Genomic DNA, 25,448 nt, shown 5'->3' with positions numbered 1-25,448 from the left:
CAACTCGTCAGCTCTCCGACCAGCCCCGGACTTATTTAGAGGGTATTAATTATGTAAGTGTATTTAGTGTTTGATACATATAATATTAATGAATGTAATAAAACAATAATAGTAAAAAAAAGCACAAAAAGTATAAGAAAGTTTAACTATTTTATACTTTATACTACTTTTATATACTATTATTCTTTGTAATTGTCTTTTACTCCTCTATTTTTACCCCACTGATTCATCTCCTACTTATATACCCTCATGCCTAAAACCATAGACTACCCACGCACTTCTTATCAAGGAGCTTGGGAAGTAGCTGAAGTTGTTGATGACACTGGAGGAAAGTGTGCTATCGACACAGCCGCCCGCAAATTGAATCGTAAAGTCAGTGGCTCATTTAAAGCCATTATTGGATCAGCTGTCAAGTTTGGCCTCTTAACCAGTAAGCGGGAGTTCCTGACCACTACAAACCTGTTCAGGCGTATAAAGCACGCCTATGATAAACAAGAGGAACGCATCTACCACCGGGAAGCATTTCTTCATCCCCCCATGTTTAATCAGATTTGCCGGAAGTTCCGCAACCGAGAGCTACCTGTACACATGTTTGATGTAATGCTGATCCGGGAATTTGGGGTTGAGGAAATAAATGCTCAGGGCGTTGCCAAAGCGTTTATCGATGGAGCTCGCATGGCAGGCATTCTGGATGAGAACAACTTCATTGCAGACATTGACCAACTGGCTGCTCAGCAAACTCCCCGCAAGGAGTTAAGCGCCGGAGAGATGCCCGCCAATCTGTTTCGGAGTGGCTCCCCTGCTACACCTTCACCACTACTTCCAGTAAGCACTCCTGTTCCTCTTATACAGCCTTCTGCCAACCTTGATCCGGGTATATCCTCACCAGCGAGCTTTATACCATCTGTGCCGGCTCCAGCGCGTACGCAGGATGCTATATCCAGCTTGTTTGGACTCGATACTGCTGATCTGGATGACGCTGCTTTTCTGCAGGAAGAACCAGAATCTCCCTACGCCGGACCAGAAGCTGTATTTGTACCCCAAAGTCCTCAGCAGGCTCCAACAGAATTGCCTATCCAGTCCGGGAATACATCAACTAAGCCTGAACCACCGCAGACTACTAATACAGCCCCCCGGATAGCAGTACCTGAACAGGAAATGACGTTTTCCATTCATATACAGGGCCCGGGATTGGATACTCATCTGACTATCCATGAAGCAGAGGATCTGGACGTGGTGGAAGTTCTGTTGAAACAGATCCGACGCAGGTTATCCTCATCTTCCTAATACGCTCAGTGAATAATGACACTTTCCAATAAGAGCTTCCAGGACTCTCCTATTGGAAAGTGTCATCTTTTATGAAACTCCATTTATGTTTTTATATTATGTTAATTACTTTAATACAAACAACTCTAGAACACAACAACATGATCAGTCCAAGCTGAATCAGCGAATTGGATCTAACCTGGATATAAGCCAGTATCCGGATTTTTGGTCTCGCCCAAGGTAGAAGCTGTCCTCCTGGCTGATACGCACCCACCGGTGCCAGTCGGGCGGCAGCTTCTTTTTAATGGAAGACCCTGCTACCAATACTACCGGTGAAGAAAGTGCCTTTAGGGATTGAGTACTCGGGTGCCAGATCGGTACCACCCGCCCAGCACTCCAAACCTGCTTGACATGCAGCGTATCGAGACTGCGCCACTCGGACACCCATCTGAAGCCAGGAGCAGCGGCCATATCTTCTACATGGCGTAAGCCGGCGGTGGCCTTGCGGGCCTCCCACACCGGATAAAGGGGCATGAGTAAGCCAATTACAGCACTGGTCATGACCAGCACGGTAGTCATCAGTACCACCGGACGTACTCCCCGCAACAGGTGCATCAGCAATCCGAGGGCCAATAGCCCGAACACCACACTCACTAGCACAAAGCGCATACTGCCCAACTCAAAGCCCGGCAGGTGTACAGTACCCAGCGCCACCGGCAACCCCACACATAACACCAGCAGCAACCACCCCCACCCCCGAATCAGCCAGCCGTCGGTGCGGGACCACCGGCCCGACGGGACCGACTCCCAATACCGCAGCAAGCCCGCTACCAGCAACGCCAGCGGCGGCATGAGCGGCAGCATATACCGCTCCTTTTTCTCAGGCACCACACTCAGCAACACCAATCCGGCCACTAGCCAGCCCAGCACGAACAGATACGGTATAAAGGCCTGCAGCCGCGGACGGGCATACGCTACAAACAGCGAAGCCAGGGCAACCAAGGCCCACAGCCCGGTAAAGGCGAAGAACGACCAGTAGTACCAGAACGGCTGCACATGTCGGTCGGCCCAGGACGAAACTTCGGTACGGGCTACCTGCAGCGCCACCGGTGCCACGTGCAGCCATACATAGGCAGGCCAGCTTACCCCAATCATCAGAGCCAGGGCTACTGCCGCCGTAGTGGCTACACCGTACCGGGCCACTCGCCGCCGGTTCAGGGGCTGACCAATCAGATAGGCCCCCAAGAAGGGCAACAGCACCCCATACAATGGCACCGGACCCTTACTCAGTATGGACAATCCAATAAGCACACCGGCTCCGGTCAGACTCCAGCCACCCGCCTTCGGTTGCTGCCACCCGCGCACCAGCAGCCACACCCCTCCTACCATCAGGCTGTTGGCGAAAATATCCCACTGCCCTTCCCGGCCCGTGGTAATTACCAGCAGACTACTGGCCAGTACCAGCGCCCCCAGCCAGGCAGTACGCCCCGGGGCCGGGGCCTCCGCGGGTTGAAAGCGGGTCAGTTCCCGCGCCAGACCCCAGAAAAACAAGACCAGCAGGGTCGCAGCCAAAGCGGCTGGCAAGCGTAGAAGGCTCAGGTCGGTTGTGGGGCCGGTAACGTGCTGCACGGCGGCTACGGCCCAGGTTGGCAGCGGAGGCTTGGCCAGCCGCAGTTCCCCATTCATGGTCGGAATAAGCCAGGAACCACCAGCCACCATTTCGCGGGCGGCAACGAAGTTGCGTGCTTCCATTAGGCTGACGGCCGGTGCATCGCCGTGGATAAAGAAGCTGCTTACACACACCAGCACCACCACTACCAACCGCCCCCACCGGGACTGTATCAGTTGTTCTGTAGACATATAAAAAGGCAAGCGACTGGAGTAAACGCCCCGGATATTCCCTCCACACTCATTGCCCCAGCTTCCGGGCCGACTCCGGCCATCAGTATACTATTTGGTACTCACAAAGCTTCCGAAACAGGCTACCGCCGTAGCGCAGCCTGCAGATGCCGGACGTTATCAACCTCGTAGGCATCGGGGTTTGCGGCAACTACCCGGCTAACAGCACGGGCGGAGCGCCCCCCGAATACGACTACCTCCCGGCCCATAGCATGCAACACGGCGGAGCGCTCCGGGGTTATTTTGTCCTTGTGCAAGACGGCAACCTGCACCCCCGGCAGCTGACGCAGCGTGGCCAGGTCGGCCGCAAAGTCGTTGTTCATTTCCAGGCCCAGCGGTACCAACGGCAGCAGCTGCCGCAGATACACCAGCGTACTGGCCCGGTTAGTCAGAATCAACAGCCGGGTGGAGGGCACGTGGTAGCGGGTCAGCAGCCCGCGCAGGCGGCGGGCCAGAGCCTGACTGCAGGCGGGGTCGCCCCCGTTGCAGTCATCGTCTTCGTGCAGGTCCAGGTGCAGATACGGAAACTGCGGCCGCCGGCTCAGTTGCTGTAGCAGGGTTTCAAAGGTCACCACCTGCTCGTGCTGAAACCAGTCGTAGGGCCAGCCGCCCCGGTAGTGCAATGCTGTCAGGGCCGCCGCCGGAGTCTGGCTGACACACCCCTCCCCATTGGTCATGGAGTTAAGCAAATTGTCGTGGTAGAGCACCGGTACGCTGTCCTGGCTAAGGCGAATATCCACTTCCACCCCGTCGGCACCCCGGTGCAGGGCGCGCGTAATGCTCCGCAGGCTGCTGGGCGGTAGTGGGTTGAAGAAATGGAAAAACCCGGAACCGGCGTGCCCAATCACCAGCGTGGAGCGGGAAAGTGGTCCCGGGGCCGCAGGCGTATCTGCCGGTGACGCCTGAACCAGGGCACCGGGGAGCAGCAGTGCGCTCATCAGGGCCAGAGCGCAGGCGCGTAGCACAGGAGAGAATGGCAGAGACATAGAGTAAGGAACGGAAAGGATACCCGAACGTGCAGTGAAAACGAAAACCGGAAAAGCAACCTGTGACAACAGTTCTCTGCTCTCCTTGCGGACCTATACGGAGGATAACCGGCGGCGGGTAATTCCGTTTACCTTTGCGCCCTCCCTTTTAGGGCACACTTCTCCTATTCCCTTTTCCCTGCATCTCACGCATGGCATCCATTCTGGTAACGGGCTGTGCGGGCTTTATTGGCTCGCACCTGGCTGAGCGGCTGCTCCACGACGGGCACCGCGTAGTGGGCCTTGATAACTTCGACCCTTTTTATGACCGGGCCCACAAGCAGCAGAACCTGACCGCCTGCCTGGCTCACCCCCGGTTCAGCTTTCACGAAGCCGACTTACGCCAGGGCCTGGATGCGCTGGTAGATGCCCTGCCCGCCGACCCGATTGAGGTGGTGGTGCACCTGGCCGCCAAGGCCGGCGTCGGACCGTCGGTGAAAGACCCTATCGGCTACCTCGAAAACAACGTCATCGGCACCACCTCCCTGCTGGAATGGATGCGCCACCGGGATATTGGTAAGCTGTTTTTTGCCTCCTCCTCTTCCGTGTACGGCAACACCCCGGAACAGCCGTTCCGGGAGGATATGAACCTGCTGGCCGCCTGTATTTCACCCTACGCCGCCTCCAAGCTCAGCGGTGAGCAGCTCACCTACACCTACCACCACCTCTACGGGCTGGGTGTGCTCAATGCCCGATTTTTCACCGTGTATGGCCCCCGCCAACGCCCGGACCTGGCCATCCATAAGTTCGTGCGGCTCCTGCAGAGCGGCCAGCCCATTCCGGTCTTCGGCGACGGCACCACGGCCCGCGACTATACCTTCGTGCTGGATACGGTGGATGGCATTGCCCGCGGCGTGGAGTATCTGCTGCTGCACACTGGCGTGTATGAAACCATAAACCTGGGCAATAACCGGCCGGTATCCCTGCTGCAGCTGATTGCGGCGGTGGGGGAAGCCGTGGGCGTGGAGCCGCAGCTGGAGTTCCAGCCAATGCAGGCCGGGGATGTAGATATAACGTATGCCGATATCAGCAAGGCCCGGCAGCTTTTGGGTTACGCTCCCCAAACACCCCTGCCTGAGGGCCTGCGCGCTTTTGTGCAGTGGCTGGAAACAGTACCCACGGAGCATCTGTAAGTAGTTTGCGGGCGTTAGTGTCCCAAACTTTCTTATCTCTCGTATAGCAGCTCCCCTTTCAGCACAAGCAACGCCACCTGTCCCAGCAGGAACTTACTCTCCCGAAGAAACCCCGATTGCGCCAGCAGTCGGGGTTTCGCCGTTTAACAGGCTACCACGTTGGTGGGGTATGTACCGCTAAGGGTCTATTGAGCAGCACCTGCTGAGTTAACCGGTGCTTTCCGCAGCTCCCGGCGCAGCAACACAATGTTGCGGGCGTACACCACGGTTCCAAATACGTTGCCGATGATAAGTACGGCATCCCAGCGCAGGAACGCATAGATGAGAATCAGAACGGAGCCCACAAAACTGATGACCCAGAAGCTGAGCGGAAGCGTAGATTCTCCCTTCCGCTCGGAATACAGCCACTGGTAGACAAAGCGGAGCAGAAAGATAGTCTGCCCGACAGCACCCAGTGCCAGCAGCCCGCCCGGAATGCGGCTGCCCAGCATGGCCCGCAGGCTGAAGTGCTGGGTGCCGGCCACAAACCAGCCCAGCATAGCCACCGGAAACAAGTAGGCCCCGGCCCGAAACCACGGACTCAGCTTACCCCACTCCTTCAGCAGCTGCAGATTACGGATGTAGATGGCGTAACTAATCACCTGCGCACCCAGAATCACCGGGTCGTGGCGCAGGATGCCGTACACAATCATCAGAAACGAAGAAATCAGGCTGATCTGCCAGAACAAGGTGGGCACCAGCACCCGCTTGGCCCGCTCGCTCTGAATCCACTGCAGCACAATGCGGCTCGAGAACAGCAGCTGCGACACCAGCCCAATTCCCAGGGCAACGGTTTGCGACGTCATAGCCCCTAGGGTTACTTGCCTACGTTGGCTGCCGCACCCACCTCCTGGCGGTGGGCCTCCCCGATTTCGTAGTTCTTCCAGCGGCTGCGGATCCAGCGGAAGCCGAACGTGTCCACCAGCGGCTTCCAGGCCCGGTTCCAGAGGTTGTACTTGGCCGTGCCCGCAAACCGCGGAAAGTGGCGCACCGGCAGCTGCTTCACCTGGCCGCCCTGCAGCTGCACCAGCGCCCCAAGGAAGCGGTGCATGCCGTGAAACAGCGGAATCCGGCGGGCGTGCTCGGTTTTGATGATTTTCAGCGGGCAACCCGTGTCCTGAATGCCGTCGTTGATGAGCGTACGGCGCACGGTGTTGGCCACCAGGGACGACATCTTCTTCACGAATGTATCCTGCCGCTTGGCCCGGATGCCGTTCACCATGTCGAACTCCGGGAAGAACTCGAAAAAGGTCAGGAAATCGAGCGGGGTGGTCTGGATATCGGAATCGATATAGCCGATGAGCGTGGTGCGGGCGTGGTCGATGCCGGCTTTCACGGCCGTGCTCAGGCCCCGGTTCTGGCTTAGGCTGATGAACTCGTACTGGGGCTTCTGGCGGCACACGTCGCGCAGGATGGCCAGGGAACCGTCGGTGGAGCCGTCGTTCACGAACAGGACGGTGGTGGGCACGGGCGTTTTGGCCAGAAACTTGTCCATCTCCACCACAAACTGCCCCAGGCTTTCTTCTTCATTATAGACGGGTACTAGCACCGTCAGACTTTGGGAGGCGAGGTAGGCAGCGCGGTCGGGAGCAGCAGACATAGAAACAGAGGGGGTAAAACGGGCTGCAAGGTACGGAAGGTTTAGCAGCACAATATCTGCCCATACGCAAAAGCGTCCGAACGGATGGGTACGGGTACTATAGACTGCCTGAGTATCGGCCTTGGTTAAAAGTTTGGTACAAATGTTAAACGGACGGCGCAACCACTACCCCGGTCTGGCAATGCCACGTGATTAGTTCCGTTCTTTTCGCCGTTCCTCGAAGACATTGCCGTCACTGACATAGAGCCTGATATGCGACCATCTGCCGCGACTGTCTTGCACAAACTCGGCGTGCGCGTTATCATCCAACACAAACCGGTGGGGGGCAATCGGCCTGAGTTCGGTAATTAGATTACCTGCGTCGGCATTTTTGCAGAACAGCTTGTTGCCCGTCAGGTACATCGTTAGCGGCCCGTAGGTGCCGGTGTACAGCTGCAGCTGGCTCAACGGTTCCTTAGCCGCCGGACGCTGGGTGGCCAGCTCATCCAGTAGGTAGTCCATTTGCCGCTTTTCCTGCTCACTGGTAGCCCTTTGGTGCTGGGCCCGCAAGGCCAGCTCCCGGGCTTTGGTCAGGGCCTGCTGGGCGGCTACTTTCACGTCGGGCACCACCCCGGTTCCTTCCCAGTCGGTGTGCGTAACCGGGTTCAACGAGCGAGCATACGGGATGGAAACCACGAAGCCCTGCCCCACCGACACCGGCCTGGTGGGGTGTGCCCCGCCGCCCGTAGTTTCGCCCACCACCACGGCACGCTTGGCCATTTGCATGGCATACGCAAAGTCCTCAGCCCCGGAAAACGTGTGATGGCTGGTGAGAATATACACCGGCATCGACACGGTAAACGGCACTTTCGCCGGGTCCGCGTAGAAGACCGTCGTGTCGTTGGTGGACCGGTTTATTAGGTCGTTCATATGCGTTTTGATCGGAAAAAAGTAGCTTTCCAGCAGGCTCACCAGTTCCGGGCTGCCCCCCATATTTTCGCGCAGGTCAATGACCAGGGCGCTGGTATTGGCTAAAAACTGCAGGGCCCCGCTGATGGTCGGCTTAGCTCCGGCCACGTCCGGCACAAAACCCGTGAAGGGGAAGTAGCCGATATTGCCGGGCAGCACTTCGGCTTTCTTGAACAGGTAGTTGTTGGCCACCCAGTACTTTTTGGCCTGCGCCTGCTCCTCGGCCGAGGGTTGCGGGCTGCGTCGGCTCGCGGTAGCCAGGGCCGGGTTGTACTCCACAAACAGATGCGGGTCGCGGTGGACGGCTTGCAGGTCTGCCTGCAGCTGCTTCACCACACGTTTCGGGTCGGTCGCCAGCGCGACGTATGCTTGCTTCCGGGCCTGGCCTTGTACATACGTCCCCATGCGCCCGGCTTCTACCGGAAATATGTAGTGCTGTTGGAGGCGCAACGCCACCGAATCCATCAACTGAGGGATGTGTAAGACGGAGGGGGCAGTGGTTTGAGCCTGGCACCAAAGTGGACCGATAACGGCCAGCAGGGGGACGCACAATGTAAGGTAACGCATAAGTAAAGCAGGGGGCTGTATGCTGTATTTCACGCAGCAGTTACTACGAATTATTTCGTAGAAGCAACTATACGAATTATTTCGTAGATACAATTACTCTGCTTACTTCGCTACCTATCTTTTTACAGTGGCGCTTTTGGCCTAGAGGTAAGGTAGGCTAATTAGCCGTTTAACCTTTGGACCAAACTTTTAACCAAGGCCAGTATCCATCAAACTCCTACGTGCCCCATTCCTCCCGCAGCATCGACATCACCAGCTTATCGTGAAATCTCCCATTGCGGAAGCAGGCCTGCCGCAGCCGGCCCTCCAACTGAAACCCGGCCCGCAGGTAGGCTTTCACGCCGCCCTGATTGGGCTCCGAAACTGTGAGCATAATCCGGTTCAGGCCCAGCTCCGCAAAGCCCCGCGCCACTACTTGCCGGGTTACCTCTGTGGCAATACCCTGGCCCCAGTACTGTGTTTCGCCCAGCAGTATGAAATACTCGCCCGCCTGATTGGCCGTAGAGATGCCGGATATACCGGCGTGGCCAATCAACTCCTGCGTTTCGGTCAGGTACACCCCCAGGTTCAGGCAGCGCGGATCAGCCAACGTAGCTTCCAGCCATCGGCTGACCTTCGCCGGCGAATCCATCTGCTGGAAGGCATTCAAGGAGTAAAGAATAACCTCCGGCTCCTGCAGCCAGCGGTGGAAAATTGCAGCCTGATCAATTCGCAGGGGTAATAACTGGATAGCGGCAGAGGGCATTGGAAACGTAGCTTACAGAGTTGCAGAAATGGAAAAACGCTGCCCGAACCTACGGAAGGCACCGGCAGCGTTTTCGAGTTTGTTTGGAAGCTAAGGCTACTCCCGGCGCACCCCGCCGGAAATGGTGGTGTGGCGTTGCTTAAGCACGTCCACCACGTCTTCCATGGAAAGCCCGGAGGCCGTCAGCAATACCAACAAATGGTACAGCAGGTCGGCGGCTTCGCCTTTCAGGCCTTCTAGGTTGCCACCCACAGCGTCGATGACGGTTTCCACGGCCTCCTCTCCCACTTTCTGGGCGATTTTGGGCATACCCTTCCGGAACAGGGAGGCGGTGTACGACTTGGGGTCTTCGTCGGGGTGCTGGTGGCGGCGCTGCACTAGGCGCTCCAGCTCCGCCACGAAACTCACGGCCGGGGCCGGGTAGCGCGTCTGCTGGGGCTGTTCGAAGCAGCTGGTGGTACCCCGGTGGCAGGTGGGGCCGTCGGGGCGGGCCAGGATGAGCAGGGCGTCCTGGTCGCAGTCTTCATGCTCGCTCACCACGGTGAGGTAGTTCCCGGACGTTTCGCCCTTGGTCCAGAGGCGCTGCTTGGAACGGGAGAAGAATGTCACGCGGCCCGTCTGGCGGGTCACGCGCTGCGCTTCCTCGTTCTGGTAGCCCAGCATCAGCACCTGCCCCGTGTGGGCATCCTGCACAATCACCGGAATCAGCCCATCGGGCATTTTGGCAAAATCCATTGGATCTAGTTGTTAGTTGGTAGTTGACAGTTGTTAGTACAGGCACGAGCAGTCAATAAACTGACAACGGACAACTACCAACTGACAACTAAAATTACAGCCGCACAGCAATGCCGTCCTGGCGCAGGTGTTCTTTCAGCTCGCGGATGCCGATTTCGCCGAAGTGGAAGATGCTGGCGGCGAGGCCGGCGTCGGCGTGGGCCTGCTGGAACACATTGGTGAAGTCCTGCTTGGAGCCCGCACCACCCGAGGCTACTACCGGGATGGTTACGGCCCGGCTCACGGCCCCGGTGATGTCCAGCGCGAAGCCGTCCTTGGTGCCGTCGTTGCTCATGGATGTTAACAGGATTTCGCCCGCGCCCCGCTCGGCAGCTTCCCGGCACCACTGCACCGCGTCACGGCCGGTGTTGTGGGTACCGGCCCGGGTGTAGATCTGCCAGCCGTCGGCGTCGTTGTAGCGGGCATCGGCGGCCACCACGATGCACTGGGACCCGAAGCGGGCCGCCAGCTCATCAATCAGCTCGGGGCGCGCCAAAGCGGCGGAGTTGATGCTCACTTTGTCGGCCCCGTTCATGAGCAGGGCCTCCACATCAGATACGGTGCCGATGCCGCCGCCCACGGTAAACGGAATATCCAGCTCGCGGGCCACGTCGCGCACCAGCGCCACCAGCGTGGCGCGCTTCTGGTTGGTAGCGGTGATATCGAGGAACACCAGTTCGTCGGCACCCTCGCGGGCGTAACGGGCGGCCAGGGCCACCGGGTCGCCGGCGTCGCGCAGGCCTTCGAAGCGCACCCCTTTCACGGTGCGCCCGTCCTTCACATCGAGGCAGGGTATGATTCGTTTGGTTAGCATCTTGCTCGTTTTTCGTTAGTGGTTGTTCGTTTTTCGGCTGTTGAGTATTCGTTGGCAGACTTCGTTTCCTCTTGGACGAACCGAGCGAGAAACGAATAACCAACAACGAAAAACGAAACTACAGCCAGGGCTGCAGCTGCTCCAGCGTGATGGTGCCTTCGTAGATGGCTTTCCCGATGATAGCCCCATGCATGCCCACGGCGGCCAGGGCCTCCGCATCGGCAATGGTAGTGACGCCGCCGCTGGCAATGAGGCGGGCGGCGGGCAGCTGCTCGCGCAGTTCGGTGTACGTAGCCAGCGACGGGCCCTGGAGCTTGCCATCCTTGCTCACGTCGGTGCAGATGAAGGTGGTGGCTCCGCTGGCCAAGTAGCCTTCCACAAACTCGCGCAGGGTCCGCTCGCTCTGCTCGGCCCAGGCGTTGATGGAAATGTGGTTGTCGCGGTAGTCGGCCCCGATGATGATGCGGTCGGCCCCGAAGGTGTGGAGCCAGCCGTTCACGGTTTCGGGCTCGCGCACGGCAATGCTGCCGGCGGTAATCTGCCGGGCTCCGGCGTCGAAGGCCTGGCGCACGGCGTCCTCGCTCTGCAGTCCGCCCCCGAAGTCGATGTGCAGGCTGGTGTGGCGGGCAATGCGCTCCAGTACGGGCAGATTCACGGGACGCTTGGCACGGGCCCCGTCGAGGTCCACCAGGTGCAGGCGCTTCACACCGGCGGCCTCGAAGCGTTGGGCCACGGCCAGCGGGTCGGCGTCGTAGGTGGTCTGCTGGGCAAAATCGCCCTCCGTCAGGCGCACGCACTGGCCGCCTATGAGGTCAATTGCGGGAATGATTTCCATGTAGGTTTTGAGCTTGGTGCTGATAGCGAATCAACAGAACGTCATGCTGAGCCTGTCGAAGCATCTCTACCGAGGGTAATCAAATACCACCACAACGAAGCGGTAGAGATGCTTCGACAAGCTCAGCATGACCGTTGTTTTATCACGGGCTTACAGCTTGAGAAAGTTTTCCAGGATGCGGGTGCCGACGGGGCCGCTCTTTTCGGTGTGGAACTGCACGGCGTAGAAGTTCTCGTGCTGCACGGCGGCGCTGAACGGCGCGGGGTACGTGGCCTCGGCAATGGTATACTCACCCACCGGGGCATAGTAACTGTGCACGAAGTATACATAGTCCTCGGCGCTGAGGCCTTCGAACAGCGGACCACGCAAGGCTTGCAGGTTGTTCCAGCCCATGTGCGGCACTTTGTACTCCGGCGTGGCCGGGAACCGCACCACGTCGAAGGGCAGAATCCCGAGCAGCTTGGTGCCCCCGCCCTCCTGGGTGTGGCGGCCCAGCAGCTGCATGCCCAGGCAGATGCCCAGGAACGGCTGCGTGAGCGTGGGCAGCAGCTCGTGCAGCCCTTGGGCACGCAGCTCCCGCATGGCGGAGGCAGCCTCGCCCTCACCCGGGAATAGCACCTTATCGGCGCGGCGAATCACGTCGTGGTCGGCCGTGAGCGTGGCCTGCACGCCCAGCCGTTCCAGCGCAAACAGCACCGACTGCACGTTGCCGCCTTTGTAATCTACTATGGCTATTTCCATTTGAACATATCGAGTGAAGGACGTTGTTTACTCTTTTGCTTAAACAAATGTTTAAAGAGGTTTTTGCTTATAAACCGTCATCCTGACTGGAACCGAGAGCATTCATTATGGTAGCATGAATCGGTGCAAGATGTAAGGTTCTTCGCTTCAGTCAGGATGACAATTATGCGTGCAAATCACGCGCAACCATATCTTTATCCATTTGTATAAACAAATGGATAAATTACAAAATGCCTTTCGTGCTGGGGATTTCCATACGGCCGGCGTCGCGCACCAGGGCCATTTTGATGGACTTGGCTACAGCCTTGAAAATGGCTTCGATCTTGTGGTGCTCGTTCTGCCCTTCGGCTTTGATGTTAAGGTTGCAGCGGGCAGCGTCGGAGAAGCTTTTGAAGAAATGGTAAAACATTTCGCAGGGCATATCCCCTACTTTTTCGCGCTTGAACTCGGCGTCCCACACAATCCAGGAGCGGCCCGAAAAGTCAATGGCGGCCTGAGCCAGCACGTCGTCCATGGGTAGTAGGAAACCGTAACGGGCCAGGCCGCGCTTGTCGCCGAGTGCCTGGGTGAAGGCTTCGCCCAAAGCAATAGCCGTGTCCTCGATGGTGTGGTGCTCGTCGATGTGCAGGTCGCCCTGGACGGTGATTTTCATATCCACGCCCGAGTGCTTGCTGAGCTGGTCGAGCATGTGGTCGAAGAAGCCCAGACCGGTGTGCATCTCGGGGCGGCCGTTGCCGTCGAGGTTTAGCTCGATGCTGATTTTGGTTTCGTTAGTGTCGCGTTGTACCACGGCGGTGCGGGCGGGCAGCCGCAGAAACTGGTATATTTTTTCCCAGCTCATGGTGGTTAACGCAGCGCGCTCGTCGCCCTCCCCTTCCGGCTTCAGCAGGATGGACTGGCAGCCCAGGTTCTGGGCCAACTCCACATCGGTCAGCCGGTCGCCGATAACGAAGGAGTTTTTGAGGTCATAGCCGCTGCCCTCGGCCAAGTACTGGGTGAGCATGCCGGTGCCGGGCTTGCGGGTGGGCAGGTTCTCGTGGGGGAAGCTCCGGTCGATGTGCTCGCGCACGAACTCCACTCCTTCCGAGCGCAGCACGTCGAGCATCATATTGTGCGCTGGCCAGAAGGTATCCTCCGGGTAGCTGGCGGTGCCGAGGCCGTCCTGGTTGCTCACCAGCACCAGCTCGTAATCCAGCTCGCGGGCAATGCGCGCCAGACCGGTGATGGCACCGGGCACAAACTGAAATTTTTCCCGCGTCAGCGCGTCCACCTGAAAATCCGTCGGCGGCTCGATGAGGATGGTCCCGTCGCGGTCAATGAAGAGTACTTTTTTCATGAGTTGGTCAAGCCTGTCATCCAACGACAGGGTTAGCAGTACAAAATGTAAGACAGCTGATTGATTACTTCAGCTTCATGCGTTCCAGCAGTTTTAATAGCGCATCCCGGTTCTTGGCGGATTTAATAAACTGCGGCAACTGCTCCACCATCGTCATGTAACGCGGTTGATTCCGTTCCCGCAGCTTGGCACCGATATACTGCTCCAGATAAAACAAGTGCTCCGGACCATAGGCCCAAAGCAGTTCATCTTTGAAGGGGGCCTGATACTAGAGCGGCAGTTGAAAAAAGGATCGACGCCATCAGAGCTATAGGAATAGCCTACGTGTTCGATATACGTTGGCTTGTACGATTCCTCACAGCCGCAATCGGGGCACCGGACTTTGATGGCTTCCTTCTTATGCCTGACCTCTGGCGTTTCCACCACAATCTTGAAGTTGCACTGTTTGCAATACTCCTTCACCACCATATCAAAAAACACCAATGGTTTGTCCGACTGATAAAAGCAGTTTGGGCAATGAAGGCGGCTATAGTATGAAGTGAAGTCCGTGGAAACCTCCGCCCTCTTTTCACACTTAGGACAGCACACCGCGGTGCGTAGCTGAAAGTGTCGAAGGATTTTATTCTGATCCTTGAACCGAACGGACGAAGCTATTTTCATAACATCAGCTATTCAGATGGAGTGACGGAAGATCCTGGGAATGCTATTCGTGAAACTGCTTTACTCCTTATATATACTACCCCGCTAACTCCCGCAGGGCCTGGAGCAGCAGCTCGTTCTCAGCGGGGGTGCCTACGGTGAGGCGGAGCGTGCCGACGCAGCCGGGCTGGGTGGTGCGGTTGCGCACGATAATGCCCCGGGCGACCAGGAAATCGTACACGGCCGTGGCGTCGGGGTGGAAGCGCACCAGCAGGAAGTTGGCATCCGAAGGGAACACCTCCGCCACGATGGGCAGCGCGGGCAGGCGCTCGGCCAGCCAATCGCGGCCTACCAGTAGCTGCTGGCGTAGCGCCTCAAACCGGTCGGCGTCGCGCAGGGCCTGCAGGGCGAAGCGCTGCGTGGCCTCCGACACGTTGTAGGGCGGCTTGATTTTGTTGAGGTAGCCAATAATTTCCGGCGAGGCGAAGGCCATGCCCAGGCGCAGACCGGCTAGACCCCAGGCCTTCGAGAAGGTTTGCAGCACCACCAGGTTGGGGAATTCGGCCAGGCGGGTAGTCCAGCTGGGGGCGGCGGCGAAATCGGCGTAGGCCTCATCTACCACCACCAGCCCGCGGAAACCGCGCAGGATTTCCTCCATGTACTCGGCGTGGAGCAGGTTGCCGGTGGGATTGTTGGGCGAGCAGAGCCACACGATTTTGGCGTCGGAAGCCAGCACGCCGGCCACGATTTCGGGCGAGAGTTGGAAGTCGGGTGTCAGCTGCAGGCGCTCCACGCGCACATCGTTCAGGTTAGCGGCCACCTCGTACATGCCGTAGGTGGGCGGCAGGATCAGCAGGCTGTCGTGGCCGGGCACGCAGGTGAGGCGCACCAGCAGGTCGATGGCCTCATCGGAGCCGTTGCCGAGGAAAATCTGCTCGGGGCGTACGGCTTTGAGCTGAGCCAGCTCCTGCTTCACGGCGCGCTGCAGCGGGTCGGGGTAGCGGTTGAACTGGTCGGGACCGGCGCTGCCGAGGCTGTTCTCGTTGGCGTCGAGCATGACCTGGGCCTCGCCCTGAAATTCGTCGCGGGCCGACGAGTAGGGCTTCATATCCCGCAGGTTGGGGCGTACGAGGCTATCGAGGTTGAACATGAATCACGGATTTAAACGGATTATTCGGATTTCACGGATTTTGTAGAACGGCCGGCGGCGGTTCAGTAGCCCAGGGTTTAAACCCTGGGCTATTGAGCGGTTGTTGTTTTGGCGTCGGCAAGCGAGATACTTCGACAAGCTCAGCATGACGTTCTACTGTTATCCTATACTTATTCCTCCCCGCCGGCCAGGGCTTCCAGGCGGAGGGTGACGGCGCGGGCGTGGGCGCGGAGGCCTTCGGCTTCGGCCATGGTTTCTACCACGGGGCCCACGTTCAGCAGGCCTTCGGGGGTGAGGCGCTGGAAGGTGATTTTCTTCAGGAACGAATCAAGCGACACGCCGCTGTAGTTGCGGGCGTACCCGTTGGTGGGCAGCGTGTGGTTGGTGCCCGAGGCGTAGTCGCCCACGGCTTCTGGGGTGAGGTGGCCCAGGAACACGGAACCGGCGTTGGTCACGCCTTCGGCCAACTGCTCGGGGTTGCGCACGGCCAGAATCAGGTGCTCGGGGGCGTACTGATTCGAAAAATACAGCATTTCCTCCGGCGTGCGCAGCAGAATGGCGCGGCTCTCAGTAAGGGCCTGGGCGGCCACCTCGGCCCGGGGCAGCTCGCGCAGCTGGCGCTCCACTTCGGCTTTGGTCTGCTCCAACATATATAAGGAGTCGGACAGCAGAATCACCTGGGAGTCGGGGCCGTGCTCGGCCTGGCTGAGCAGGTCGGCGGCCACAAAGGCCGGCGTGGCCGATTCATCGGCAATAACCAGCACCTCCGATGGTCCGGCCGGCATGTCGATGGCCACGCCGTAGCGGGTAGCCAGCTGCTTGGCGGCCGTCACGTAGCGGTTGCCGGGGCCGAAGATCTTGTCCACGGCCGGCACGGAGTCCGTACCGCCGCTCAGGGCGGCCACGGCCTGGGCCCCGCCGGCTTTCACGATGGTAGTGATACCCAGCAGCTGGGCGGTGAACAGGATGATGGGATTCACCGAGCCGTCCTTTTGCGGCGGGGTGCAGAGCACAATTTCGGGGCAGCCGGCCAGCTTGGCCGGTACGCCCAACATCAGCAACGTGCTGAACAGCGGCGCCGAGCCGCCCGGGATGTAGAGGCCCACGCGCTGCACGGGCACCGCCCGCCGCCAGCACGTAACACCCGGCATGGTTTCCACGCGCTCCTCCTGCGGGATTTGCGCTTTGTGAAACCGCAGAATGTTGGCGTGCGCCTGCCGGATGGCCGTTTGCAACTCGGCCGGCAACTCGGCCGCGGCAGCCGCCAGCTCCTCGGGGCCCACGCGCAGACCACTAGAGAGGTCGGCACCGTCGAACTGCCGGGCGTAGTCGAGCAGGGCCGCGTCGCCGCGCTGGCGCACGTCCTCGAAAATCTGCTGCACGCGCTGCTCCACGTCCTGGGCCTGCTGCTGGGCCGCCCGCTGCTGCAGCGCCGCCCACTCCGGCTGGGATGGATATTGGAAGATGTTCATCTGGAATAGTGCTTGGTGCTTAGTTGTTAGTGCTTAGTATTTCATGGCCTACTCACCAGGCACTAAGCACCAACAACTAGGCACTAATCAGGAAATCATTTTCTCAATCGGGAGAACCAGGATGCCTTCGGCGCCGACGGCTTTGAGCTGGCTGGTGATGTGCCAGAAGTCGTCCTCGTTCACCACCGACTGCACCGATACCCAGCCTTCTTCGGCCAGCGGCGTAATGGTGGGCGACTTGATGCCGGGCAGCAGCTGCTTTACCGCATCCAGGGCCGCCACGGGGGCGTTGAGGATGATGTACTTGTTGCGGCGGGCGCGGCGCACGGCCTGCATCCGGAACTGCAACTGCTCGAGCAGCTCCTTTTTCTCGGCGCTCAGGTTCTGGTTGGCGATGAGCACAGCCTCGGAGCGGAACACGGTTTCCACCTCGCGCAGGCCGTTGCCCAGCAGCGTGGAGCCGCTGCTCACAATATCACAGATGGCCTCGGCCAGCCCGATGCTGGGGGCAATTTCCACCGAGCCGCTAATGGTGTGCAGGTTGGCTTTCACGCCGCGCTCCGTGAGGTAGTCGCCCAGAATGCGCGGGTACGAGGTGGCAATGTTCACGCCCTGCAAATCCTCGATGGAGTCGTAAGTGGCGGCGCGGGGCACGGCCAAGCTCAGGCGGCACTTGCTGAAGCCCAGACCTTCTACTTCCAGCGCGGGAAAACCGGCTTCTACCAGCACGTTCTGGCCCACAATTCCCAGGTCGGCCACACCGTCCTGCACGTAGCCGGGAATATCGTCGTCGCGCAGGTACAGGATTTCGAGGGGGAAGTTGGTGGCTTCGGTTTTGAGCTTGTAGGAAGCCGAGAGGAAGCTGATGCCGCATTCCCGAATCAGGTTCAGGGAATCTTCGCTTAAGCGGCCCGATTTCTGGATGGCCAGACGGAGCATATCGTTGAGAATTAGTAATTAAGAATTAGCAAGTAAGAATTGGCCGGAGTGACCAAGGCTTAACTGTAATTCGGGAAGAGTGACTTGGGGGGAACGGACCCAGGCGTTGGGATGGGGCCAAACTACGGCCGGGCCACCGGTTTTTCGGGGGCCGGGGAACCAAATGCGGTTCACCCAACGGGTCAATATGATGCATATATTCCTCTAGAAAGAGGAATGATGCCCGTGGTGATGGTGATGCTTCGACTCAGACGCGCAGGCCTCGGCCAGGCGGCCCGCAACGGGGGCGGCCGGGTGGCTCAGGGGGCACAGGAAAAGCGCGGAGAATGGCATACGGGGCTTATAGTAGCGGGGCAAAGGTAAGCGGCCACTGGCAGGATGAAAACTTTTTCATCAAAATTTTACCTGAAAAGCCGGACCTTTGTGGTTTCTGCTCACTGTTACCCGGTTTCTGGCATTATTGTTTCGGTACTGGTGGCTCCGGAACATCCCGCTTCGATTCTGCTCATCCCTATTGCCATTGCCTATGCATAGTATCCGCTTGATGGTGACCCGTCTGGGTATCGGACTTTGCCTTTGCGGTTGGGCTACATTTGCCCAGGCCCAAACACAGCCAGCCGGTACTCCGGCCACACCAGCGCCGGCCGCTACTCCGGCCTTGCCGACTCCTGCCCCAGCCTCTTCTGCCTCGGTTCCTCCCTCCAGTCCGACAGCCCCGACCGGCACCGCCAGCACGTCAACTCCCCAGCTGCCACTGCCGCAAGCCAGCCCCCGGGCCGTAGTCTCCCAAACGTTTGGGCTTACGGAAGCCACGGTGGAGTATCATGCGCCGGCGGTTCGGGGCCGCAACGTGTGGGGTACGCTGGTTCCATTTGAGCAGGTATGGCGCGCCGGAGCCAACGAAAACACGCTGATCCGCTTTTCTACTCCTGTTTTATTACGCGAGCAGCTAGTACCGGCCGGGCAATACTCCTTCTATGTGCTGCCGCACCAAGACCGGGACTGGGAGCTGATCCTGAACCGCGTGACCACCCACTGGGGCAGTGAAGGCTACGACCAGCGCGACGATATTATCCGGGTACCGGTGATGCCGGAAACGGCTCCATTCCACGAAAACCTGCTGTATTGGTTTTCGGATGTGAAGACCACCGGCGCGCATCTGAACCTGACCTGGGAAAAGCGGACACTCATTCTGCCCATCGAGACGGAAGTACACAAGCAGGTACTGGCGGGCATCGAGCAGGTATTGCAGCAGCAACCCAACGACTGGCAACTGCTGGCTCAGGCCGCCGACTACCTGGTGCAGAACAATATCCAGCCCGAGCGGGCCCTCAACTGGATCAATGAGTCATTGAAGCTGCAGGATGCGGCTACCAATAACTGGATTAAGGCGCGGCTGCTGGCCCAGCAGCAGGATTTCGGCACTGCCATTGTGTACGCCCGCAAAGCCATTAAGCTGGGCGACAAAGAAGATACTGCTTTCAAGTCGCAGCTACCTAATATGCGTATTGCCCTCACTGAGTGGCAGGCCAAGGCGTATTAAAAGTAAAAAAGGAAGAAGTAAAAAAGTCAAAGCGCCTACGCAGTCTTCACCGGACCACGTAAGCGCTTTGACTTTTTTACTTCTTCCCTTTTGATTCCAACCTTAAAACCGGGCAATAACCCGCAGGTTTACCAGGCGACGCGAAAGGAAATTAGGAACTGAATACAGCCGGCCATTCAAATCCTGGACGTAGTTGTAGCCGGCCAGGTTGTCGGCGCCCAGCACGTTCAGCACTTCCAGACTTATCCAGAGCGTTTTAAGCTGCACGGCCGGGCCGTTGGCCTGCTCCACCGCCGTGCGCAGACTCAGCACCTTGGTAAAACCCAGGTCGGCGCGCTTGTAGCTGCGGGTAAGTTTGCTGGTGCCGCGCAAATCGGGCGCGTCGGGGGGGCTGAACGGCAGACCGGTACCGAACACCAGGTTCACGTAGCCTTTCACCGAGGGGTTGCCGGGCAGGTTATCCTGCAGAAACACCCCCAGGTTTACCCGCTGATCGGAGGGCCGACGAATGTAGCCCTTCGGTACCCGACCGGTGACGTTACCCTCGGCATCAAACGTATTGAGGGAGTCGCCGGCCAGGTTCTCGCGGGTAGTCAGCACACCCAGGCTGAACCACGATTCGGTGCCGGGAATAAACTCTCCACTTACCCGGGCATCCACCCCGGCGGCGTAGGCGCGGGCCTCGTTTTTGGCGAAGTAGCGCAGCCGCACATTGTCGATGTCGTAGGGCACCACATCGGTCAGGTACTTGTAATAGGCCTCACCGGTAAACCGGAACGGCCGGTCCCACTGCATGAAGCGCAGCTCGTTGCCCACAATAAAATGCAGGGAGCGTTGGGCGCGCAGCTCCAGGTTCAGAGCACCCTGCTGGGCTTGTGGGGTTCCGGTCTGGTAGCGCAGTTCCCGGTAAAACGGCGGCTGATGATACACGCCCACCGCCGCCTTCCACGACAGGCGCGTGTTGCGGGCACTGGTAAAGGCATACTGCACCCGGGGGCTGACGGTGGTTTGCCCGTTCACTGTCCAGTGACTTACCCGGGCTCCGTACGTAAGCGTCCGCAGCGAATCAAAGCGTACGGTATGCTGCAGATACCCCTGCGTGCGGGTGCTTTCCAGGTTCAGGTCCGACAGCAGCCGGGTCCGGCGGGAGTCGGGCACGAAGTCGGCCGAGTCGGTAAAGCTGTACTCGTTGAGCGCATCCTGAATTCGCTCCCGCCCCACCTTCAGGCCCCAGCGTACCGTGCTCCGTGTGCCCGGCGTCCAGGTACCACGGGTTTCCAGGGTAGCAATGCGGGCGGTAAGGTTGTTGCGGGAATGCTGAAACCGGGAGCCAATGCCCCGGCGGTTGATATCAGCCCCAAAATCGGGCGAGTTCTGGTCCCGGTTTATTTCGGCAATGCTATAGGCCGCTTCTACGTCGCGGTACTCAAACTCGCGCGAGTACAGCAGCCCGGCCAGCAGCTCCACGCGCAGGTTGCGCAGCACATCGTGGCGTAGGTTGAGGCCGCCCTGGTACATATCGTACTGCATACGCTCCTGCCCGGCGTACCCGATATACAGGCGGGAAAGCTGGTTGGTAGCGGTACTGAACGTACTCTGACCACTTTCTGGGTTAAAGCGAAAGTCATTGTGGGATACCGTATTAAAAATACCCAGCGACGTGCGCTCTATATTGTCTTTCGGCCCCAGGTGAACGGTAATCAGGCTTTGTCCGTCGTAGAACGTGGGGTTGTAGCGGCCCTGCTGCTGTTGCAGCGAGTTGAACACGTAGGTGGCGTTCTTGTAGCGTACCCCGGCCAGGTAGCTGATCCGCTTATTGGCTGAGGCGGCCCCGGCGTGTACCGTGCCGCCCACCAGACTAGCCGTAGCCGAGCCTTCAAACTTCTCCGGCTGCTTGTACTCAATGTTCAGCACCGAGGAGAGCTTGTCCCCGAACCTGGGCTGCCAGCCCCCGGTGGAAAACTCCACTTTGCTTACCAGATCGGGGTTGATGAAGCTCAGGCCTTCCTGGGCCGCCGCCGTTACCAGAAACGGCCGGTACACCTCAAACCCATTCACGTACACCAGGTTTTCCTCGTAGTTGCCGCCCCGCACCGAGTAAGTACTGGTCAGCTCATTGGTACTGGCTACGCCGGGCAAGGTTTTGAGCACGGCTGAGAAGTCGCCGAAGGGCGAGGGAATTTCCTTGGCGGTGCGGGGTTCCAGCTGCAGAATGCTTACCTGCTCACGGGTATCGGTGGCATCGGAGCGGCCGCGCACGGTTACGTTGCCTAGGGCGCGACTGTCCTCCTGCATCGTCAGGGCCAGCTCACGTTGGCTGTTCAGGTCCAGTACCACCCGCTCGGTACGGTAGCCCAGCCGCCGGATTACCAGCACGGGGGCTTTAGCACCCAGCGGACGCACCACGCTCAGGGCAAAGCGGCCCCGGTCGTCGGTGGTGCTGCCGCCGGGCATACCCTCCACCCCCACGGCCACCTGTTCCAGCGGCAGCCCGGCCGCGTCGAGCACGGTGCCGGTTACCAGCACCCGGGCCGTTTGCTGGGCCTGCAGCGTGGTAGTGCTTAACCCGGCGGCCAGTGCTACGGACAACGCAACCGGCCGGGGCTGCAACAGCAGCCGCAGCCACATAGCCGACTGAGCGCGGAAAAGTTGAGGCATCCGCAGCAGATTAGTTAAGCTCCCGCTCGGCCGAAACCGTTAGCTGCTCCCGCATCTGGGCCAACGTAGCCACGGGGTCGGGAGAGCTGAACACGAACGAGCCGGCCACCAAGGCATCGGCACCGGCATCTACCAGCGCCTGGGCATTGTCCAGGGTCACGCCGCCGTCAATTTCAATCAGGGCTTCCGAGCCGCAATCCACCAGCAGTTCCTTGAGCGCCGCCACTTTGCGCAACGTGTTCGGAATAAAGGCCTGCCCCCCAAACCCCGGGTTCACCGACATAATCAGCACCAGATCCAGGTCGGCGGCAATATCGGTCAGCACGCTCACCGGGGTGTGCGGGTTGAGAGCCACGCCGGCCCGGCAGCCCAGCTGCTTGATCTGCTGCACGACGCGGTGCAGGTGGGTGCAGGCTTCGTAATGTACTGTAATGTTGGCCGCTCCCGCGTCGCGGAAGGCACTGAGGTAGTGCTGCGGCTCCTCAATCATCAGATGCACATCAATGGGCTGCTTGGCGTGGCGGTGTACGGCCTGCAGCACCGGAATACCAAACGATATGTTGGGTACAAACCGGCCATCCATTACGTCGAAATGCAGCCAGTCGGCGGCAGAGCCGGCCAGCCGCTCGGTTTCAGATTGCAGATTGCCAAAATCAGCGGCGAGAAGCGAGGGAGCCAATAGTGGCGCCATACGACGGGTTGGGTTCATAGCGCGAAAGTAACTGAATAACGCAGGATTGAATAACAGAACTCGACGGGACCAGCTAAAGCACGCAGTAGTTCTAAGATGGCAGCTTCCTGGAAAAGCCAAAGCCTCCGAGCGGAACAGCAGTCTGCTGGGCCCACGAGTACCTACTCCTGAACGCACAAACTGGCTGAACCCGTACAGAGGCTCTGGTAAAAAAATCTGCTTCGGGCTATACCCGGTTGGCAGCTAGCCGACTACTTGGTGGCCGGCTCTTTTTCCCACGCACGCCAGTCGAGCTTGCCGTCTTCCGTCTTGCGCAGGAATACCGTCTTATCATCATCTGCCCGCTTGCCGAACGTCACGTCGCCCCGGCAATCCAGGCACTTCAGGCTAGTGTATTTGAACTTGTCCTGGGCCACGCGGGCCGTCAGGTCCAGGTTATCGGAGCCGCAGAGGCCGCATTTGGCTACATCGGGGAAGCTGAGCCGGTCGTACTCAGCCACCACCTCGTGGAAGTTGGCCCCCTGTACGGTGAAATGAAACTGGCGCTTGCCCAGGCGCTTGGTAACCATCATCTGAAGCATGATTGAAGAATTTAGAAGTGAATCCGGGGGAATGAAGTACTGACTGACAACATAGTCATCTGGTAAATCATTGCCAATTTACTAAAAATATTCGCCATGCCAATCAAGCCAATTTAATTAGCAATATATATTTGAATATAAAAAAACAGGCCAACGCAGCCTGTTTTTTTATGTTCAAATATCCCGCTGTGCATTAAAGCTTTACAAACCGAACAGTACGCTGTTCACGCCCATTGCTTACGCGGCAGGTATAGATGCCTTTGGTCAGCACACCCGGGTGCAGCCGCACGGCCGCAGAGGAGGTGGGCGCAATGCGCTGCTCGGCAACCAGTGCGCCGCGCGCGTCAAAGATCAGCACCTGCAGCGGAGTTGACTGAAAATCAACGGCCAGCTGCAGATATAGCTCATCATCCTTGCTGGGATTGGGATAAATCAGCAGGTCCTGGCGTGGAGCGGGCGGCGCGGCGGCCAGCGGGGCGCTGGGGTTAGCGAGGTTGTAGGCCCGCACGAAGTTGGGAATACCATAGCCGGTATCATCGTTGGGGGTGAGGGCCCGCGTGCCGGAACGCTGCAGAAAGCTGATGACCTGCTGGGCCGTGAGCGTGGGGTTGGCCTGCCAGAATCCGGCCACCATGCCGGCCAGCACCGGACAGGAATAGGAGGTGCCATTGCCCCGGGTAACCACGCCGGAGGGCGTCACAATGGCCGTTTGCACACCCATAGCCGCCAGATTGGGCTTGATGCGGCCATCGGCAGTTGGCCCCCGGGAGCTGAAGCCGGCCACGACCGACAGCGAGTCGGTGGCTCCAACCGTCAGAATGGAGTCGGCATCGGCGGGAGCCGTGATGTAGTGCCAGTTATTGTTACCCTCGTTGCCGGCGGAGCTGACCACCACCATGCCTACCCGTGCCGCTACCGTAGCCGCCCGCGTGGACAGCGCCGTGCGGCCGTTCATGTTGGCGTAGGTATAATCGATGGAAGGATAATCGAACGTGCTGTAACCCAACGAGGAACTGATAATATCTACCCCAGCCGAGTCGGCCTTTTCAGCGGCAATCAGCCAGTTGGCTTCTTCCACCGGATGCTCCGAAAAGATATCCTCGGTGAGGAACAGCCGGAACGTGGCCTTGGGCGCGGTGCCGATAAACAAGCCCGACTGGTCGCCTCCGATAGTAGACAGACAGTGCGTTCCGTGGCTGTCGCGCTGGTACACCTGCGTGGTTTTCTCCACCACGTTGAAGGTGCTGGCCAGGCGTTGATCCTGAAAGATGGAAGTAAACTCCGAGGCGGTATTCACGCCCGGGAAGCCAGCGTCAAACACGGCAATCTGCATGCCTTCGCCCCGGTAGCCGGCATCGTGCATCTGCACGGCCCCCAGCATCTGGGCCTGGGTGTAGGCTTTGCCATACTGGCTGCGGGTACCGCGTTCCAGCGCCTGGGGCTCATCGGCATCGTCGCCTTTGGGCTTGCGGGTACCGGCCACGCCCCGGTTCAGGGTCTGGGCCGAGCGGACGCAGGACAGGGCCTGCACCTGCTGCAGCGTAGCCGAGTCGCAGGCGACAATAGCGGCGTTAAACCACCGGGACGTGTACCAGAGCTGCGTCCCGGGCACGGCTTTGACCTGCTGCACATACGCCGGGGATACCGGCAAATCCCGGGGTAGAATGGCAATATTCTGCCGCTGCCGACGCTGTATGGCCCGGGCCGACAGGAACGCCTGCGGGTTGGTAACGGTAAATGGGGTGCCCGCTTTATCCTTGAAATACACAAGGTGTTTGCGGACGGTGCCTGTTGTTCTGGCGGGCGTATCCACCGGCGGCTGAGAGCCACCACCGGCGGCCTGGGCAAAAAAGGCCGGTAAGCTCAGACCAGCAGTAAGTAAAAGGCGGAATAAAACCATTCGGAGCGCGAATTGACGTGCCGGAAGATACACACGAATCCTGGAAATTCACACCCTAGAAGGGGTTTTAGCTGACCCTGTGCATTGTTAAAAAAGCGCGACGCCCCGCTGAGCTTTCGTTTCAGCGGGGCGTCAGGTCGGGGCCTGGCTATA

22 protein-coding genes are annotated in these 25,448 nt (G+C 59.1%); 3 read left to right on the top strand and 19 right to left on the bottom strand.

The window, feature by feature from the left end; translation table 11 throughout:
* The first annotated feature begins 249 nt into the window (after positions 1-249).
* Positions 250-1,287, top strand: a complete 1,038-nt coding sequence (locus EI291_RS04280) for a hypothetical protein (protein ID WP_125418376.1) — start codon at positions 250-252, stop codon at positions 1,285-1,287.
* 159 nt (positions 1,288-1,446) lie between these two features.
* On the opposite strand, the gene EI291_RS04275 is transcribed toward EI291_RS04280, so the two are convergent.
* On the bottom strand, positions 1,447-3,126 hold the full coding sequence (locus tag EI291_RS04275; protein ID WP_125418374.1) for an ArnT family glycosyltransferase: 1,680 nt from the start codon (positions 3,124-3,126) through the stop codon (positions 1,447-1,449).
* Positions 3,127-3,248: 122 nt separating this feature from the next.
* The gene (locus EI291_RS04270) at positions 3,249-4,151 is read right to left on the bottom strand and encodes a glycerophosphodiester phosphodiesterase (RefSeq protein WP_125418372.1); all 903 of its coding nucleotides are present in this window, start codon (positions 4,149-4,151) and stop codon (positions 3,249-3,251) included.
* Between the two features lie 191 nt (positions 4,152-4,342).
* On the opposite strand from EI291_RS04270, the gene EI291_RS04265 reads away from it, so the two are divergent.
* On the top strand, positions 4,343-5,323 hold the full coding sequence (locus EI291_RS04265) for a GDP-mannose 4,6-dehydratase (protein WP_125418370.1): 981 nt from the start codon (positions 4,343-4,345) through the stop codon (positions 5,321-5,323).
* A gap of 185 nt (positions 5,324-5,508) precedes the next feature.
* Here the strand turns inward: EI291_RS04265 and EI291_RS04260 are convergent, their stop codons facing one another.
* The 13 genes from EI291_RS04260 to hisG form a co-directional block, all read right to left on the bottom strand.
* Positions 5,509-6,168, bottom strand: coding sequence for a lipid-A-disaccharide synthase N-terminal domain-containing protein (locus tag EI291_RS04260; RefSeq protein WP_125418368.1), 660 nt, complete (start codon positions 6,166-6,168; stop codon positions 5,509-5,511).
* An 11-nt stretch (positions 6,169-6,179) separates the two neighbouring features.
* Positions 6,180-6,962, bottom strand: a complete 783-nt coding sequence (locus EI291_RS04255; protein ID WP_125418366.1) for a glycosyltransferase family 2 protein — start codon at positions 6,960-6,962, stop codon at positions 6,180-6,182.
* Positions 6,963-7,154: 192 nt separating this feature from the next.
* Positions 7,155-8,477, bottom strand: a complete 1,323-nt coding sequence (locus tag EI291_RS04250; protein ID WP_125418364.1) for a S41 family peptidase — start codon at positions 8,475-8,477, stop codon at positions 7,155-7,157.
* Positions 8,478-8,694: 217 nt separating this feature from the next.
* On the bottom strand, positions 8,695-9,222 hold the full coding sequence (locus EI291_RS04245) for a GNAT family N-acetyltransferase (protein WP_125418362.1): 528 nt from the start codon (positions 9,220-9,222) through the stop codon (positions 8,695-8,697).
* A 96-nt stretch (positions 9,223-9,318) separates the two neighbouring features.
* A complete protein-coding gene (gene hisIE / locus EI291_RS04240; protein WP_125418360.1) occupies positions 9,319-9,957 on the bottom strand; it encodes a bifunctional phosphoribosyl-AMP cyclohydrolase/phosphoribosyl-ATP diphosphatase HisIE in 639 nt (212 codons plus the stop codon).
* Positions 9,958-10,051: 94 nt separating this feature from the next.
* The gene (gene hisF / locus EI291_RS04235) at positions 10,052-10,810 is read right to left on the bottom strand and encodes an imidazole glycerol phosphate synthase subunit HisF (RefSeq protein ID WP_125418358.1); all 759 of its coding nucleotides are present in this window, start codon (positions 10,808-10,810) and stop codon (positions 10,052-10,054) included.
* Positions 10,811-10,928: 118 nt separating this feature from the next.
* On the bottom strand, positions 10,929-11,645 hold the full coding sequence (gene hisA, locus EI291_RS04230) for a 1-(5-phosphoribosyl)-5-[(5-phosphoribosylamino)methylideneamino]imidazole-4-carboxamide isomerase (RefSeq protein ID WP_125418356.1): 717 nt from the start codon (positions 11,643-11,645) through the stop codon (positions 10,929-10,931).
* Between the two features lie 150 nt (positions 11,646-11,795).
* Entirely contained in the window at positions 11,796-12,386 is a 591-nt protein-coding gene (hisH, locus tag EI291_RS04225) for an imidazole glycerol phosphate synthase subunit HisH (RefSeq protein ID WP_125418354.1), read from the bottom strand.
* A gap of 223 nt (positions 12,387-12,609) precedes the next feature.
* A complete protein-coding gene (gene hisB, locus EI291_RS04220; protein WP_125418352.1) occupies positions 12,610-13,722 on the bottom strand; it encodes a bifunctional histidinol-phosphatase/imidazoleglycerol-phosphate dehydratase HisB in 1,113 nt (370 codons plus the stop codon).
* A gap of 64 nt (positions 13,723-13,786) precedes the next feature.
* Positions 13,787-13,939, bottom strand: a complete 153-nt coding sequence (locus EI291_RS22740) for a hypothetical protein (RefSeq protein ID WP_170172501.1) — start codon at positions 13,937-13,939, stop codon at positions 13,787-13,789.
* 519 nt (positions 13,940-14,458) lie between these two features.
* Positions 14,459-15,511 (bottom strand): histidinol-phosphate transaminase, encoded by a 1,053-nt coding sequence (gene hisC / locus EI291_RS04215; protein WP_125418350.1) that lies wholly within the window; start codon positions 15,509-15,511, stop codon positions 14,459-14,461.
* 170 nt (positions 15,512-15,681) lie between these two features.
* Complete coding sequence (hisD, locus tag EI291_RS04210; RefSeq protein WP_125418348.1) at positions 15,682-16,983, bottom strand: histidinol dehydrogenase; 1,302 nt, start codon at positions 16,981-16,983, stop codon at positions 15,682-15,684.
* 87 nt (positions 16,984-17,070) lie between these two features.
* Positions 17,071-17,922: an ATP phosphoribosyltransferase gene (hisG, locus tag EI291_RS04205; RefSeq protein WP_125418346.1), complete on the bottom strand. Its 852-nt coding sequence runs from the start codon at positions 17,920-17,922 to the stop codon at positions 17,071-17,073.
* A 526-nt stretch (positions 17,923-18,448) separates the two neighbouring features.
* Here hisG and EI291_RS04200 point away from each other — a divergent pair.
* Entirely contained in the window at positions 18,449-19,465 is a 1,017-nt protein-coding gene (locus tag EI291_RS04200) for a DUF2911 domain-containing protein (protein ID WP_125418344.1), read from the top strand.
* A gap of 102 nt (positions 19,466-19,567) precedes the next feature.
* Here EI291_RS04200 and EI291_RS04195 read toward each other — a convergent pair whose 3' ends face one another.
* From EI291_RS04195 to EI291_RS04180, 4 genes are all read right to left on the bottom strand, one after another.
* Positions 19,568-22,123, bottom strand: coding sequence for a TonB-dependent receptor (locus EI291_RS04195; RefSeq protein ID WP_125418342.1), 2,556 nt, complete (start codon positions 22,121-22,123; stop codon positions 19,568-19,570).
* A gap of 10 nt (positions 22,124-22,133) precedes the next feature.
* Positions 22,134-22,832 (bottom strand): ribulose-phosphate 3-epimerase, encoded by a 699-nt coding sequence (gene rpe, locus EI291_RS04190; RefSeq protein WP_125418340.1) that lies wholly within the window; start codon positions 22,830-22,832, stop codon positions 22,134-22,136.
* A 233-nt stretch (positions 22,833-23,065) separates the two neighbouring features.
* Entirely contained in the window at positions 23,066-23,395 is a 330-nt protein-coding gene (locus tag EI291_RS04185) for a hypothetical protein (protein WP_125418338.1), read from the bottom strand.
* A 193-nt stretch (positions 23,396-23,588) separates the two neighbouring features.
* Complete coding sequence (locus EI291_RS04180; protein WP_125418336.1) at positions 23,589-25,295, bottom strand: S8 family serine peptidase; 1,707 nt, start codon at positions 25,293-25,295, stop codon at positions 23,589-23,591.
* Positions 25,296-25,448 lie beyond the last annotated feature (153 nt).

Origin of the sequence: Hymenobacter rigui, from assembly GCF_003944715.1 — a bacterium.
Taxonomy (GTDB): domain Bacteria; phylum Bacteroidota; class Bacteroidia; order Cytophagales; family Hymenobacteraceae; genus Hymenobacter; species Hymenobacter rigui.
The sequence above is the reverse complement of the archived record's forward strand: the minus strand, read 5'-3'. Positions and strand labels throughout refer to the sequence as shown.

Coding starts and splice junctions, on each gene's coding strand:
- EI291_RS04280 (WP_125418376.1), top strand. CDS start 250: ATGCCTAAAACCATAGACTACCCACGCACTTCTTATCAAGGAGCTTGG.
- EI291_RS04275 (WP_125418374.1), bottom strand. CDS start 3,126: ATGTCTACAGAACAACTGATACAGTCCCGGTGGGGGCGGTTGGTAGTG.
- EI291_RS04270 (WP_125418372.1), bottom strand. CDS start 4,151: ATGTCTCTGCCATTCTCTCCTGTGCTACGCGCCTGCGCTCTGGCCCTG.
- EI291_RS04265 (WP_125418370.1), top strand. CDS start 4,343: ATGGCATCCATTCTGGTAACGGGCTGTGCGGGCTTTATTGGCTCGCAC.
- EI291_RS04260 (WP_125418368.1), bottom strand. CDS start 6,168: ATGACGTCGCAAACCGTTGCCCTGGGAATTGGGCTGGTGTCGCAGCTG.
- EI291_RS04255 (WP_125418366.1), bottom strand. CDS start 6,962: ATGTCTGCTGCTCCCGACCGCGCTGCCTACCTCGCCTCCCAAAGTCTG.
- EI291_RS04250 (WP_125418364.1), bottom strand. CDS start 8,477: ATGCGTTACCTTACATTGTGCGTCCCCCTGCTGGCCGTTATCGGTCCA.
- EI291_RS04245 (WP_125418362.1), bottom strand. CDS start 9,222: ATGCCCTCTGCCGCTATCCAGTTATTACCCCTGCGAATTGATCAGGCT.
- hisIE (WP_125418360.1), bottom strand. CDS start 9,957: ATGGATTTTGCCAAAATGCCCGATGGGCTGATTCCGGTGATTGTGCAG.
- hisF (WP_125418358.1), bottom strand. CDS start 10,810: ATGCTAACCAAACGAATCATACCCTGCCTCGATGTGAAGGACGGGCGC.
- hisA (WP_125418356.1), bottom strand. CDS start 11,645: ATGGAAATCATTCCCGCAATTGACCTCATAGGCGGCCAGTGCGTGCGC.
- hisH (WP_125418354.1), bottom strand. CDS start 12,386: ATGGAAATAGCCATAGTAGATTACAAAGGCGGCAACGTGCAGTCGGTG.
- hisB (WP_125418352.1), bottom strand. CDS start 13,722: ATGAAAAAAGTACTCTTCATTGACCGCGACGGGACCATCCTCATCGAG.
- hisC (WP_125418350.1), bottom strand. CDS start 15,511: ATGTTCAACCTCGATAGCCTCGTACGCCCCAACCTGCGGGATATGAAG.
- hisD (WP_125418348.1), bottom strand. CDS start 16,983: ATGAACATCTTCCAATATCCATCCCAGCCGGAGTGGGCGGCGCTGCAG.
- hisG (WP_125418346.1), bottom strand. CDS start 17,922: ATGCTCCGTCTGGCCATCCAGAAATCGGGCCGCTTAAGCGAAGATTCC.
- EI291_RS04200 (WP_125418344.1), top strand. CDS start 18,449: ATGCATAGTATCCGCTTGATGGTGACCCGTCTGGGTATCGGACTTTGC.
- EI291_RS04195 (WP_125418342.1), bottom strand. CDS start 22,123: ATGCCTCAACTTTTCCGCGCTCAGTCGGCTATGTGGCTGCGGCTGCTG.
- rpe (WP_125418340.1), bottom strand. CDS start 22,832: ATGAACCCAACCCGTCGTATGGCGCCACTATTGGCTCCCTCGCTTCTC.
- EI291_RS04185 (WP_125418338.1), bottom strand. CDS start 23,395: ATGCTTCAGATGATGGTTACCAAGCGCCTGGGCAAGCGCCAGTTTCAT.
- EI291_RS04180 (WP_125418336.1), bottom strand. CDS start 25,295: ATGGTTTTATTCCGCCTTTTACTTACTGCTGGTCTGAGCTTACCGGCC.